This window comes from Pedobacter xixiisoli (assembly GCF_900215335.1).
Taxonomy (GTDB): domain Bacteria; phylum Bacteroidota; class Bacteroidia; order Sphingobacteriales; family Sphingobacteriaceae; genus Pedobacter; species Pedobacter xixiisoli.
This window is the reverse complement of record NZ_OCMT01000002.1, coordinates 1,088,601-1,102,418: the sequence shown is the minus strand read 5'-3', so window position 1 is coordinate 1,102,418 and position 13,818 is coordinate 1,088,601. Positions and strand designations below refer to the sequence as shown.

Annotated in this window: 10 protein-coding genes and 5 tRNA genes; all 15 read left to right on the top strand. The window is 38.1% G+C overall.

Annotated elements, in window-relative coordinates:
- The first annotated feature begins 48 nt into the window (after positions 1–48).
- The 15 genes from CRO54_RS11000 (at position 49) to CRO54_RS10930 (ending at position 13,796) form a co-directional block, all read left to right on the top strand.
- A tRNA-Thr gene (locus CRO54_RS11000) sits at positions 49–121 on the top strand.
- Positions 122–158: 37 nt separating this feature from the next.
- A tRNA-Tyr gene (locus tag CRO54_RS10995) sits at positions 159–244 on the top strand.
- Between the two features lie 74 nt (positions 245–318).
- Positions 319–391, top strand: a tRNA-Gly gene (locus CRO54_RS10990).
- A gap of 85 nt (positions 392–476) precedes the next feature.
- Positions 477–548 (top strand) — tRNA-Thr (locus tag CRO54_RS10985).
- A 125-nt stretch (positions 549–673) separates the two neighbouring features.
- Positions 674–1,861, top strand: a complete 1,188-nt coding sequence (gene tuf / locus CRO54_RS10980) for an elongation factor Tu (RefSeq protein ID WP_097131882.1) — start codon at positions 674–676, stop codon at positions 1,859–1,861.
- 61 nt (positions 1,862–1,922) lie between these two features.
- Positions 1,923–1,993, top strand: a tRNA-Trp gene (locus CRO54_RS10975).
- Positions 1,994–2,048: 55 nt separating this feature from the next.
- Positions 2,049–2,240, top strand: a complete 192-nt coding sequence (gene secE, locus CRO54_RS10970; RefSeq protein ID WP_097131880.1) for a preprotein translocase subunit SecE — start codon at positions 2,049–2,051, stop codon at positions 2,238–2,240.
- 14 nt (positions 2,241–2,254) lie between these two features.
- Positions 2,255–2,797, top strand: a complete 543-nt coding sequence (gene nusG, locus CRO54_RS10965) for a transcription termination/antitermination protein NusG (protein WP_097131878.1) — start codon at positions 2,255–2,257, stop codon at positions 2,795–2,797.
- A gap of 145 nt (positions 2,798–2,942) precedes the next feature.
- Positions 2,943–3,383, top strand: coding sequence for a 50S ribosomal protein L11 (gene rplK / locus CRO54_RS10960; protein WP_097131876.1), 441 nt, complete (start codon positions 2,943–2,945; stop codon positions 3,381–3,383).
- A 26-nt stretch (positions 3,384–3,409) separates the two neighbouring features.
- Positions 3,410–4,108: a 50S ribosomal protein L1 gene (gene rplA, locus CRO54_RS10955; protein WP_097131874.1), complete on the top strand. Its 699-nt coding sequence runs from the start codon at positions 3,410–3,412 to the stop codon at positions 4,106–4,108.
- Between the two features lie 2 nt (positions 4,109–4,110).
- The gene (gene rplJ / locus CRO54_RS10950; protein WP_097131871.1) at positions 4,111–4,635 is read left to right on the top strand and encodes a 50S ribosomal protein L10; all 525 of its coding nucleotides are present in this window, start codon (positions 4,111–4,113) and stop codon (positions 4,633–4,635) included.
- A 64-nt stretch (positions 4,636–4,699) separates the two neighbouring features.
- Positions 4,700–5,077, top strand: a complete 378-nt coding sequence (gene rplL, locus CRO54_RS10945) for a 50S ribosomal protein L7/L12 (protein WP_097131870.1) — start codon at positions 4,700–4,702, stop codon at positions 5,075–5,077.
- A 153-nt stretch (positions 5,078–5,230) separates the two neighbouring features.
- Positions 5,231–9,034 carry a DNA-directed RNA polymerase subunit beta gene (rpoB, locus tag CRO54_RS10940; RefSeq protein WP_097131868.1) on the top strand — a complete coding sequence of 1,268 codons (3,804 nt, stop codon included), beginning with the start codon at positions 5,231–5,233 and terminating at the stop codon, positions 9,032–9,034.
- 75 nt (positions 9,035–9,109) lie between these two features.
- Positions 9,110–13,396: a DNA-directed RNA polymerase subunit beta' gene (gene rpoC / locus CRO54_RS10935; protein ID WP_097131866.1), complete on the top strand. Its 4,287-nt coding sequence runs from the start codon at positions 9,110–9,112 to the stop codon at positions 13,394–13,396.
- A gap of 88 nt (positions 13,397–13,484) precedes the next feature.
- The gene (locus CRO54_RS10930) at positions 13,485–13,796 is read left to right on the top strand and encodes a DUF3467 domain-containing protein (protein WP_097131864.1); all 312 of its coding nucleotides are present in this window, start codon (positions 13,485–13,487) and stop codon (positions 13,794–13,796) included.
- The last annotated feature ends 22 nt before the right edge of the window (positions 13,797–13,818 follow it).

The window sequence follows — 13,818 nt, the reverse complement described above, 5'->3', positions numbered from 1 at the left end:
GAAAACAAAATTTTATATATTTGCGCCACATTAATTAAAAAGTAAAAAGCCTCCTTAGCTCAGCTGGTAGAGCAACTGACTTGTAATCAGTAGGTCATTGGTTCGATTCCGATAGGAGGCTCTTTTTATGCTAAAACTTTAGGTTTTGGAATAAAAGGGGGGAGATACCAGAGTGGCCAAATGGGACAGACTGTAACTCTGTTGTCGCAAGACTTCGAAGGTTCGAATCCTTCTCTCCCCACCATCAGTTAACAGTAATCAGTTTTTAGTTAGCCATTCTTAAGCACTAACTGGAAATTGAAAACTGAAAATTGAAAAGCGGAAGTAGCTCAGTTGGTAGAGCGATAGCCTTCCAAGCTATAGGTCGCGAGTTCGAACCTCGTCTTCCGCTCCTAGAAGTTCATTGGGAATTTGTTCAATGGTTCACTAGTAGCCTAATGAACAGATGAACGAGTGAACATGAGCTAAGGGTAAAAGCCGAAGTAGCTCAGCGGTAGAGCACTTCCTTGGTAAGGAAGAGGTCGTGGGTTCAAGTCCCATCTTTGGCTCACAAGTTAACTAACTTTGTTATTCTGTTAAGATAAAGAACAGAAAGAACAAGGTTTTTTGTATTGAAATTGTATCAAAACAATAATTAAATAAAAAATTTTAACCTACTAATAAGTATAAAAAAATGGCAAAAGAAAAGTTTGACCGCAGTAAGCCGCACTTAAACATCGGTACAATCGGTCACGTTGACCACGGTAAAACAACCTTAACAGCAGCAATTACTAAAGTATTGTCTGACGCAGGTTTATCTGAGGCACGTTCATTTGATTCGATTGACTCTGCTCCAGAGGAAAAAGAAAGAGGTATCACTATCAATACTGCTCACGTTGAGTATTCAACTGCTAACCGTCACTACGCACACGTTGACTGTCCAGGTCACGCGGATTACGTGAAAAACATGGTTACAGGTGCTGCTCAAATGGACGGAGCTATCATTGTGGTAGCTGCTACAGATGGTCCAATGCCACAAACTCGTGAGCACATTCTTTTGGCTCGTCAGGTAGGTGTACCTTCATTAGTTGTATTCATGAACAAAGTGGATATGGTTGATGATCCAGAATTGTTAGAGCTAGTTGAAATGGAAATCCGTGAATTATTATCATTCTACGAATTCCCTGGTGATGACATTCCTGTAATTCAAGGTTCAGCTCTTGGTGGTTTGAACGGAGATGCTAAATGGGTAGAAAAAATTATGGAATTAATGGCAGCTGTTGATAGCTACATTCCAATTCCTCCACGTTTGACAGATCTTCCTTTCTTAATGCCTGTTGAAGATGTATTCTCAATCACTGGTCGTGGTACTGTTGCTACAGGTCGTATTGAGCGTGGTGTAATCAACTCTGGTGATCCAGTTGAAATCTTAGGTATGGGTGCTGAGAACTTAAAATCTACAGTAACTGGTGTTGAGATGTTCCGTAAAATCTTAGATTACGGTGAAGCTGGTGATAACGTAGGTTTATTGTTACGTGGTATTGAGAAAACTGATATCCGTCGTGGTATGGTTATCTGTAAACCAAGTTCAGTAACTCCTCACACAGATTTCAAAGCTGAGATCTATGTATTATCAAAAGCAGAAGGTGGTCGTCACACTCCATTCTTCAACAAATACCGTCCTCAATTCTATTTCCGTACTACAGACGTAACTGGTGAAATTTCATTAGCTGAAGGTACTGAGATGGTAATGCCAGGTGATAACGTAACGATCACTGTAAAGTTGATCAACGCTATCGCAATGGAAAAAGGTCTACGTTTCGCTATCCGTGAAGGTGGTAGAACAGTAGGTGCTGGTCAGGTAACTGAAATCTTAGCTTAATTTATAGCTATAATATAGAAATTAGCTAATCGGCTTATATGCTGATTAGCTAATTTTATCCACGGGTGTGGTGCAATGGTAGCATGCCGGTCTCCAAAACCGTTGATGGGAGTTCGAATCTCTCCACCCGTGCAAATTAATTGAAAATTAGCTGATTGGCTAATTGGCTAATTTAAATTTATATAATATGGCTAAGGTAGTTCAGTTTATAAAAGAATCATACGAAGAAATGACCCAAAAGGTAACTTGGCCTACATGGGGTGATCTACAAAATTCGGCGGTATTGGTTTTAGTAGCTTCAGCAATTATTTCTCTTGTTATTTTAGCAATGGATAAAGGAGCTAATTACATTCTTGAGACTTTTTACAATTCACTTTAAAATAGATTTATTAGATGAGCGATCAGTTGAAATGGTACGTTGTTAGAGCGGTAAGTGGTAAAGAGAAGAAAGTAAAACAGTACATTGACTCGGAAATTAGTCGTTTAGGGCTATCTCATTTAGTTCCTCAAGTATTGATCCCAACGGAGAAATACTATCAAATGAAAGATGGTAAAAAGATTGCAAAAGAGCGTAACTACTATCCTGGATATGTAATGATCGAAGCGTCTCTAGATGGAGAGCTTGAGCACATCATTAAAGGTATCAATAGCGTTATTGGTTTCTTAGGTGATAAAGCTGGAAATGCTATCCCAATGAGACAAGCTGAAGTTAACCGTATTTTAGGTAAGGTTGATGAGATGAGCCAGCAAAGTGAAACCATGAGCGTTGCTTACTATGTTGGTGAAAACGTTAAAGTAATGGATGGACCTTTCAACGGATTCAGTGGTATCATTGAAGAAGTTAACGAAGAGAAAAAGAAATTGAAAGTAATGGTTAAAATCTTCGGTCGTAAAACACCACTTGAGCTTAACTATATGCAAGTAGAAAAAGAATAATAAAATATTTCATAAAAGTATTGGAGGACTGCAAGATAATTCATATCTTTGCAGTCCTTTTTGCGTTGTAGGACAACGAAAGGAATCTTAAATGTTACATGCTTCCAATATTTAACATTGAGTTTTAATTAAACAAAAACAAAAAATGGCAAAAGAAGTCAGTGCGATGATCAAATTACAGATCAAAGGCGGAGCTGCAAACCCATCGCCACCAGTAGGACCTGCATTAGGTGCTAAAGGTGTTAACATCATGGAGTTTTGTAAACAATTCAATGCTCGTACCCAAGATAAGCCAGGTAAAGTTTTACCAGTTGTAATTACTGTATATGCTGACAAGTCTTTCGATTTCATCATCAAAACCCCTCCGGTTGCTATCCAATTATTGGATGCTACTAAATTACAGAGTGGTTCTGCTGAGCCTAACCGTAAAAAAGTTGGATCGGTGACTTGGGATCAAGTTAAGGCAATTGCTGAAGATAAAATGCCTGATTTAAATGCATTTACTATCGAATCAGCAATGAGTATGGTTGCTGGTACAGCACGTAGTATGGGTATCACTGTTTCAGGTGATGCGCCTTTTAACTAATTATTTAACATTAACAGTTTACACTAGTGGCTAAGTTAACAAAAAATCAAAAAATAGCACACGCTAAACTAGAAGCCGGTAAATCGTATTCTTTGAAAGATGCAGCTGCATTGGTAAAAGAAATCACGTTAACTAAATTCGATGCATCAGTTGATATTGATGTGAGTTTAGGGGTAGACCCACGTAAAGCCAATCAAATGGTTCGTGGTATCGCTACCTTACCACACGGTACCGGTAAAACTGTTCGCGTTTTAGTACTTTGTACTCCTGATAAGGAAGAAGAGGCTAAAGCTGCAGGAGCAGATTTTGTAGGTTTAGACGAATATGTAGCTAAAATTGAAGGTGGTTGGACAGATGTAGACATTATTATCACTACTCCTGCGTGTATGGCAAAAGTAGGTAAGTTGGGCCGTGTTTTAGGTCCGCGTAACCTTATGCCAAACCCTAAATCAGGAACAGTAACTAACGAAGTTGGTAAAGCTGTAACTGATGTAAAAGGCGGTAAGATTGATTTTAAAGTTGACAAAACTGGTATCATCCACGCTTCAATCGGAAAAGTATCATTCCCAGCAGAGAAAATTTATGAAAATGCTTTAGAAGTTCTACAAGTAATTTCAAGATTGAAACCTTCTGCTGCAAAAGGAACTTATTTTAAGAGCATTCATGTTTCTTCAACAATGAGTCCTGGAATTGCAATTGAAACTAAATCAGTAGCGGGGATCTAATTATGAACAGAGAAGAAAAACAAGAAGTAGTTTTAGCTCTACAAGAGAAAATGCAGGAGTTTGGCAATTTTTACATTGCTGATACCTCAGGCTTATCTGTTGAAAAAGTAAATAACATCCGTCGTAAATGTTTCGAGAGCGGTATCGAAATGCAAGTTGCAAAAAACACTTTGATCAAAAAAGCGATCGAAGGATTGGAAGGCGACTCATCTGAGATATTCCCAGCATTAAAAGGTCAGTCGGCTTTATTATTTTCAAAAGTAGGTAACGGTCCAGCTAAGCTGATCAAATCTCTAAGAAAAGGTAAAGGCGAAGATAAACCTCAACTAAAAGGAGCATACGTAGACACAGCAATATTTGTTGGAGATAACCAATTAGATGCATTAGTAAGCCTTAAATCAAGAGAAGAGCTTATTGGCGAAATCATTGGATTATTACAATCACCAGCTAAAAACGTTGTATCTGCATTGCAATCAAGCGGAGGTAAGATCGCAGGTATTGTTAAAACACTACAAGAAAGAGGTTAACGAACACCTTAAGTTCGTAAGTTAAACAAACAACAATCACGTAAAATTTTAAAATCTTAATAAAATGGCAGATTTAAAAGCGTTTGCTGAGCAATTAGTAAACTTAACAGTTAAAGAAGTTAATGAATTAGCTCAAATCTTAAAAGACGAGTATGGTATCGAGCCTGCTGCTGCTGCAGTAGCTGTAGCTGCTCCTGCTGCTGGTGGCGAAGCTGCTGCAGCTGAAGAGAAAACATCTTTTGATGTAATCTTGAAAGATGCTGGTGGTCAAAAATTAGCAGTAGTTAAATTAGTAAAAGATTTAACTGGTCTAGGTTTGAAAGAAGCTAAAGACTTAGTTGACGGTGCACCTAAAGAATTAAAAGCTGGTGTTGCTAAAGACGAAGCAGAAGCTCTTAAAAAACAATTAGAAGAAGCTGGAGCTGTAGTTGAGATTAAGTAATCACTTAATATAACGAAACTCAAAAGAAAAGACTCCGACTACAAAGTCGGAGTCTATTCCCGTTTATAAACATTTCATTTTGTTTGGTTGATGAAATGTTTCCCTTTGAAACCAAAAAATAGTTTATTCTTAAACTAAATTAAATTTAGTCCCTTGGCAAATAAAGTCGACCAAAGAGTAAATTTTGCACGTAGTAAGCACATTATCGATTATCCAGATTTTCTGGATGTGCAGTTGCAATCATTTAGAGAATTTTTCCAGATCGAAACTACTTCAGACAACCGTCACACAGAAGGTTTGTTTAAGGTATTCGCTGAAAACTTCCCAATCACTGATTCTAGAAACATCTTTGTTTTAGAATTTTTAGATTATTTTATTGATCCACCTCGTTACGACATTCCTGAATGTATTGACCGTGGACTAACTTACAGCGTTCCGTTGAAAGCTAAATTGAAGCTTTCTTGTAACGATGCTGAGCACGAAGATTTTGAAACCATTATTCAAGATGTATACTTGGGAACCATTCCTTATATGACTCCTAAAGGTACATTCGTGATTAACGGTGCAGAGCGTGTAATTGTATCTCAATTGCATAGGTCTCCAGGTGTGTTCTTCGGCCAAAGCCGCCACACTAATGGTACCAAGTTATATTCTGCCCGTGTAATTCCCTTTAAAGGTTCTTGGATCGAATTTGCTACAGACGTTAATAACGTAATGTATGCTTATATCGATCGTAAGAAAAAATTCCCTGTAACTACGTTATTGCGTGCTATAGGTTACGATTCTGATAAAGATATCTTGGAGCTTTTCGATTTAGCTGATGAAGTAAAAGTTAGCAAATCTGGTTTGAAGAAATATATCGGACGTAAGCTTGCTGCAAGAGTTCTTAGAAAATGGGTAGAAGATTTTGTGGATGAGGATACCGGTGAGGTAGTTTCTATTGACCGTAATGAGGTTATTTTAGACAGGGATACTGTTTTAGAAGAAGACCATATTGATTTAATCATCGATGCAGGTGTTAAAACTATTATCTTATCTAAAGATGATGGTGCATCTCAAGCTGATTATACCATTATATATAATACTTTACAAAAAGATACTTCTAACTCTGAGAAAGAGGCTGTGGAGAACATCTATCGTGCTTTGCGTAACGCAGAACCACCTGATGAGGAAACTGCAAGAGGTATCATTGATCGTTTATTCTTCTCGGATAAGCGTTATGACTTAGGTGATGTGGGTAGATACCGTATCAACCGTAAGTTAAAAATGGATACTCCTGATGAGGTTAAAGTTTTAACGAAAGCAGATATTATCGCAATTGTTAAATATTTGATCAAGTTAATCAACTCTAAAGAAGAGGTGGATGATATCGATCACTTATCAAACCGTCGTGTACGTACGGTGGGTGAGCAATTGTACGCACAATTCGGTGTAGGTTTAGCTCGTATGGCTAGAACTATCCGTGAGCGTATGAATATTCGTGATAACGAGGTGTTTACACCAACAGATTTGATCAATGCTCGTACATTATCATCTGTAATCAACTCTTTCTTTGGTACCAACCAACTTTCACAGTTCATGGATCAAACCAATCCTTTGGCAGAGATTACGCACAAGCGTCGTCTTTCAGCTTTAGGTCCAGGTGGTCTATCTCGTGAGCGTGCTGGCTTCGAGGTTCGTGACGTTCACTACACGCACTACGGTCGTTTGTGTACTATCGAAACTCCAGAGGGTCCAAACATTGGTTTGATTTCTTCACTTTGTGTACATGCTAAGATCAACAGCTTAGGTTTTATCGAAACTCCTTACAAAAAGGTTGTTGATGGTAAAGTAGCGATGAACGAGGATGTGATTTACTTATCTGCAGAAGATGAAGATGGTAAGACTATCGCTCAAGCTAATGCGCAGTACGATGATAAAGGTAATTTCTCTACGCCACGTGTTAAAGCACGTTACGAGGGTGACTTCCCGATTATCGAGCCTGAGAAATTAGATTTGATGGATATTGCACCTAACCAGATTACTTCAATTGCTGCTTCGTTAATTCCGTTCTTAGAACATGATGATGCGAACAGGGCTTTGATGGGATCGAACATGCAACGTCAGGCCGTACCATTGTTACGTCCTGAGGCTCCAATTGTAGGTACAGGTTTGGAAGGTCGCGTTGCCCGTGACTCAAGAACTTTGATCAATGCAGAAGGAAACGGTGTTGTTGAATATGTAGATGCAAATCAAATTGTTATTAAATATGAAAGAAATGACGACGATCGTTTAGTTTCTTTTGAAGGAGATAGCAAAGCTTATAGATTAACTAAGTTCAAGAAAACCAACCAAAATACTTGTATCAACTTGAAACCAATCGTTAAGAAAGGTCAAAAAGTGACTAAAGGACAAGTGCTTTGCGAAGGTTATGCAACTGAAGATGGTGAGTTGGCATTAGGAAGGAACTTAAAAGTAGCTTTCATGCCTTGGCAAGGATACAACTTTGAGGATGCGATTGTAATTAACGAGCGTATTGTTAGAGAAGATATCTTTACTTCATTACACATCGAAGAGTTTGAACTAGAAGTACGTGATACTAAACGTGGTGAAGAGGAGTTAACTCCAGATATCCCTAACGTTTCTGAAGAGGCTACTAAAGACTTAGATGAAAACGGTATCATCCGTATCGGTGCAGAGGTGAAAGAAGGCGATATTCTAATTGGTAAAATTACACCAAAAGGCGAATCTGATCCTTCACCAGAAGAGAAATTATTACGTGCTATCTTTGGAGACAAAGCTGGTGACGTGAAAGATGCTTCTTTGAAAACTCCACCATCAATTAAAGGTGTAGTTATCGATACTAAATTATTCTCTAGAGCTAAGAAAACTACAAAAGCTGAAGAAAAATCAGCAATTGAGAAGTTAGACAAGAAATATAATATTGCTACTGAGAACCTTAAAAACGAGTTAGTAGATAAATTGTTCCAAGTTGTAAATGGTAAAACATCTCAAGGTGTATTCAACGTTTACAAAGAACTTTTAATTGCTAAAGGTGCTAAGTTCACTCAAAAAATATTAGCTGATTTAGAATACGCTCACATTAATCCATACAAATGGACTACTGACGAAGACAAAAATGAGCAAATTAAAATGTTGTTGCACAACTATGGTATTCGTGTAAACGAAGAACTAGGTGCTTACAAACGTGATAAATTTGCGATTAGCGTTGGAGATGAGCTTCCATCAGGAATTGTTCAAATGGCTAAAGTTTATGTAGCTAAAAAACGTAAACTAAAAGTAGGTGATAAGATGGCGGGTCGTCACGGTAATAAGGGTATTGTTGCTCGTATTGTACGTGATGAGGATATGCCGTTCTTAGACGATGGAACTCCAGTTGATATTGTGTTGAACCCACTAGGTGTACCTTCACGTATGAACTTGGGTCAGATCTACGAAACTGTATTGGCTTGGGCTGGTCAAAAATTAGGTGTGAAATTTGCTACTCCGATTTTTGATGGTGCTAAATCTGATGAAGTTGAAGACTGGATCGCTAAAGCAGGTTTACCAGCTTCTGGTAGAACTTACTTAAACAATGGTTTAACGGGTGATAAATTTGACCAACCGACTACTGTAGGTATTATCTATATGCTGAAATTAGGTCACATGGTTGATGATAAGATGCACGCTCGTTCTATCGGACCATACTCATTAATTACACAACAACCATTGGGTGGTAAAGCTCAGTTCGGTGGTCAGCGTTTTGGTGAGATGGAGGTTTGGGCATTAGAGGCATTTGGTGCTGCTAATATCTTACAAGAGATCTTGACTGTGAAGTCTGATGATGTTATTGGAAGAGCTAAAACTTACGAAGCCATCGTTAAAGGCGAAAACCTACCAACTCCGGGCGTACCAGAATCGTTCAACGTATTGGTACACGAGCTACGCGGCTTAGGTTTAGATATTACATTAGATTAAATAAGCCGAAAGACTAAAGACTAAAGCTCAAAGCAGCTTTGGTCTTTAAGCTTTCCGCTTTAACCTTACATAAGTATGTCTTACAAAAAGGATAATAAATTAAAAAGCAATTTCACCTCGATTACCATTAGCTTATCGTCTCCAGAAATTATTCTAGAGCGTTCAAGCGGTGAGGTGTTAAAACCGGAGACGATTAACTATCGTACTTACAAACCTGAACGTGATGGTTTGTTTTGCGAGCGTATTTTTGGTCCGGTAAAAGATTACGAATGTCATTGCGGTAAATACAAGCGTATCCGTTATAAGGGTATTGTTTGCGACCGTTGTGGTGTGGAAGTAACGGAGAAAAAAGTACGTAGAGAACGTATGGGACACATTAATTTGGTAGTTCCTGTTGCGCATATTTGGTATTTCCGTTCTTTACCTAACAAAATCGGTTATCTTTTAGGCTTGCCAACTAAAAAATTAGATTTGATCATTTACTACGAACGTTATGTAGTAATTCAAGCTGGTTTAATGGGCGAGCAAGGTATCCAGTTCATGGATTTCTTAACTGAAGAAGAGTATCTTGATATCTTAGATAAATTACCTAAAGAGAACCAATATTTAGACGATAAAGATCCTAATAAATTTGTTGCCAAAATGGGAGCAGAAGCATTAGAAGACTTATTGAAACGTATTGATTTAGATAGTTTATCTTATAACTTACGTCACCAGGCAGCTAACGAAACTTCTCAGCAACGTAAAAACGAAGCTTTGAAACGTTTACAAGTTGTGGAAGCTTTCCGTGGTTCAAGAGCTAATATCGAGAATAACCCAGAGTGGATGATTATTAAAATCGTTCCTGTTATTCCACCTGAGTTACGTCCATTAGTTCCTTTGGAAGGTGGTCGTTTCGCTACTTCAGATTTGAACGATTTATATCGTCGTGTAATTATCCGCAACAACCGTTTAAAACGTTTGATCGAGATTAAAGCACCAGAAGTTATTTTACGTAACGAGAAACGTATGTTGCAGGAAGCTGTAGATTCGTTATTTGATAATTCTCGTAAGGTAAATGCTGTTAAAACTGAAGGTAACCGTGCCTTAAAATCACTTTCAGATATCTTGAAAGGTAAACAAGGTCGTTTCCGTCAAAACTTATTAGGTAAACGTGTGGATTATTCTGCTCGTTCGGTAATTGTTGTAGGTCCAAACCTTAAATTACACGAATGCGGTTTACCAAAAGATATGGCTGCTGAGCTTTACAAACCGTTCATTATTCGTAAGATGATTGAGCGTGGTGTTGTTAAAACAGTAAAATCAGCTAAGAAAATTGTTGATAGAAAAGATCCACTAGTTTGGGACATCCTTGAGAATGTGTTAAAAGGACATCCAGTGTTGTTAAACCGTGCACCTACGCTACACAGATTAGGTATTCAGTCTTTCCAACCTAAATTAGTAGAAGGTAAAGCTATCCAATTACACCCATTAGTGTGTACGGCTTTCAACGCCGATTTTGATGGTGACCAAATGGCAGTCCATTTACCGTTAGGTAATGCTGCAATTTTGGAAGCTCAAGTATTGATGTTGGCTGCTCACAATATTCTTAACCCTGCTAATGGTACACCTATTACTGTACCTTCTCAGGATATGGTTTTGGGTCTTTATTACATTACTAAAGGCCGTAAAACTGACGATAAGAGAGTAGTAAGAGGTCAGGATATGAATTTCTACTCTGCAGAAGAGGTAATTATTGCCTACAATGAGAAAAGAGTAGACTTACACGCTTGGATTAAAGTTAAAGCTAACGTTAAAGAATCAGACGGTACAATTGTAAACAAGTTAATTGAAACTACAGTTGGTCGTGTTTTATTTAACCAAATGGTACCAGAAGAAGTTGGTTATATCAACGAACTATTAACTAAGAAATCTTTAAGAGATATCATTGGTGAAGTAGTGAAAATGACTGGTATGGCTCGTTCTGCAAGATTCTTAGATGATATCAAAGAACTTGGTTTCAAGATGGCTTTCCAAGGAGGTTTATCGTTCAACTTACAAGACGTAAACATTCCTGTAGAGAAACATACTTTATTAGAACAGGCTGCAAATGAAGTTGAAGAGGTAAGAAACAACTATAACATGGGTTTCATTACCAACAACGAGCGTTACAACCAAATTATCGATATCTGGACTCGTATTAACAATCGTTTAACAACGTTTGTAATGAACCAACTATCATCAGATAACCAAGGTTTCAACTCTGTTTATATGATGCTTGACTCTGGAGCCCGTGGTTCTAAAGAGCAGATTCGTCAGTTAGCAGGTATGAGGGGCTTGATGGCTAAACCTCAAAAATCAGGTTCTGGTGGTGAGATTATCGAAAACCCAATCTTGTCGAACTTTAAAGAAGGTTTATCTGTATTAGAGTACTTTATCTCTACCCACGGTGCCCGTAAAGGTTTGGCGGATACGGCGTTAAAAACTGCGGATGCGGGTTACTTAACTCGTCGTTTGCATGACGTAGCGCAAGATATGATTGTTAATGCAGTAGATTGCGGTACTTTAAGAGGTATGTACACTACGGCATTGAAAGATCAAGAAGATATCGTAGAGCCTTTATATGAGCGTATCTTGGGACGTATATCATTGCATGATGTATTTAACCCATTAAATGGCGAATTATTAGTAGGCGCTGGTCAAGATATTGATGAAGATATCGCTAAAGCAATTGAAGAGTCTCCATTAGAAGGAGTTGAAATTCGCTCGGTATTAACTTGTGAGAACAAGCGTGGAGTTTGTGCTTTATGTTACGGACGTAACTTGGCATCAGGCAAACGTGTTCAAAGAGGTGAGGCTGTTGGTGTAATTGCTGCTCAGTCAATTGGTGAGCCAGGTACGCAGTTAACACTTCGTACATTCCACGTGGGTGGTACGGCATCTAACATTGCCAACGAATCGCAAATCAATGCTAAGTTTGATGGTGTAATCGAGTTCGAAAACTTGCGTACTGTTCAAACAACTACAGAAGATGGCGTGGTTGATATCGTTTTAGGTCGTTCGGGTGAATTCAGAATTGTTGAGCCAGGAACTAACAAAGTAATCGTAAATAACAATATCCCTTACGGTGCATTTTTATATGTTAAAGAAGGTGATAAAGTTGCTAAAGGTGATAAAATTGTTTCTTGGGATCCATATAACGCGGTTATCATCTCAGAGTTTGGTGGTAAAATCGAATTCGATGCAATTATCGAAGGCGTAACTTTCCGTGAAGAATCTGATGAGCAAACTGGTCACCGTGAAAAAGTAATTATCGATACTCGTGATAAAACCAAAAACCCTTCAATTAAGGTATTGGATAAAAAAGGCGAAGTAATCAGAACTTACAATATTCCGGTAGGTGCACACATTGCTGTTGATGACGGAGATGCAGTACAAACTGGACAGGTGTTAGTTAAAATTCCTCGTGCTACTGGTAAAACCCGAGATATTACAGGTGGTTTACCTCGTGTAACTGAGTTATTCGAGGCTCGTAACCCTTCAAATCCTGCGGTTGTTACTGAGATTGATGGTGTGGTAACTCTAGGTGGTATCAAACGTGGTAACCGTGAGATTACTATCGAGTCTAGAGATGGTGAGGTTAAAAAATACCTTGTTCCATTGTCTAAACACATCTTGGTACAAGATAATGACTTCGTAAAAGCAGGTATGCCATTGTCAGATGGTTCTATCTCGCCAGCGGATATCTTGGCAATCAAAGGTCCAGCAGCAGTACAAGAGTACTTAGTAAATGGTATCCAAGAGGTTTACCGTTTGCAAGGTGTGAAAATCAACGATAAGCACTTTGAGGTAATTGTACACCAAATGATGCAGAAAGTACATATTGAAGATCCGGGAGATACCCGTTTCTTAGAAAATGACTCTGTTGATCGTTGGGATTTCATGATCGAAAACGACGAAATCTTTGATAAAAAGGTTGTTGTTGAGGCAGGTGATTCGACTGCAGTTAAACCAGGTCAAATTCTTTCTTTACGTAAATTAAGAGACGAAAATTCTCAATTAAAGCGTCAAGATTTGAAACAGATTGAAGTTAGAGATGCTAAACCAGCTACTGCAAGTTCAGTACTACAAGGTATCACACGTGCTTCATTAGGTACTAAGTCATTTATCTCTGCTGCTTCATTCCAGGAAACTACAAAAGTGTTGAACGAAGCTGCAATTGCAGGTAAGAAAGACAGAATGTTAGGCTTGAAAGAAAACGTAATTGTTGGTCACTTGATTCCTTCAGGTACTGGTGTACGTGGTTACGAGCGTATCATTGTAGGTTCTCAAGAAGAGTACGATAAATTATTAGCTTCTAAACAAGAAGAAGTAGAGGCTTAATAATAACCTTATAAATCTAAAGCTCCGGAGTTTACTTCGGAGCTTTTTTATTTTTGAATGTTTCCTTTAAAAAGTTAGTTTTGTTATTATGGAAGAACAACAGAACGAAAATCAATTAAATATAGAATTAGCTGAAGAAATTGCAGAAGGTATTTTCTCAAACTTAGCTATAATCACGCATTCTAATACAGAATTTGTTTTAGATTTTATCAGGGTAATGCCAGGTATTCCTAAAGCTAAAGTAAAATCTAGAATTATATTAACTCCAGAGCATGCTAAACGTTTAATGCAAGCAATGCAAGATAATATCGAAAAATTCGAAGCAATTCATGGTCGTATAAAAACACAAGACGAAACGCCATTTCCGATGGGATTTGGTGGGCCAACAGCGCAAGCATAACCCATTTGAAGCCATTCGCATA

Coding starts and splice junctions, on each gene's coding strand:
- tuf (WP_097131882.1), top strand. CDS start 674: ATGGCAAAAGAAAAGTTTGACCGCAGTAAGCCGCACTTAAACATCGGT.
- secE (WP_097131880.1), top strand. CDS start 2,049: ATGGCTAAGGTAGTTCAGTTTATAAAAGAATCATACGAAGAAATGACC.
- nusG (WP_097131878.1), top strand. CDS start 2,255: ATGAGCGATCAGTTGAAATGGTACGTTGTTAGAGCGGTAAGTGGTAAA.
- rplL (WP_097131870.1), top strand. CDS start 4,700: ATGGCAGATTTAAAAGCGTTTGCTGAGCAATTAGTAAACTTAACAGTT.
- rplJ (WP_097131871.1), top strand. CDS start 4,111: ATGAACAGAGAAGAAAAACAAGAAGTAGTTTTAGCTCTACAAGAGAAA.
- rplK (WP_097131876.1), top strand. CDS start 2,943: ATGGCAAAAGAAGTCAGTGCGATGATCAAATTACAGATCAAAGGCGGA.
- CRO54_RS10930 (WP_097131864.1), top strand. CDS start 13,485: ATGGAAGAACAACAGAACGAAAATCAATTAAATATAGAATTAGCTGAA.
- rpoC (WP_097131866.1), top strand. CDS start 9,110: ATGTCTTACAAAAAGGATAATAAATTAAAAAGCAATTTCACCTCGATT.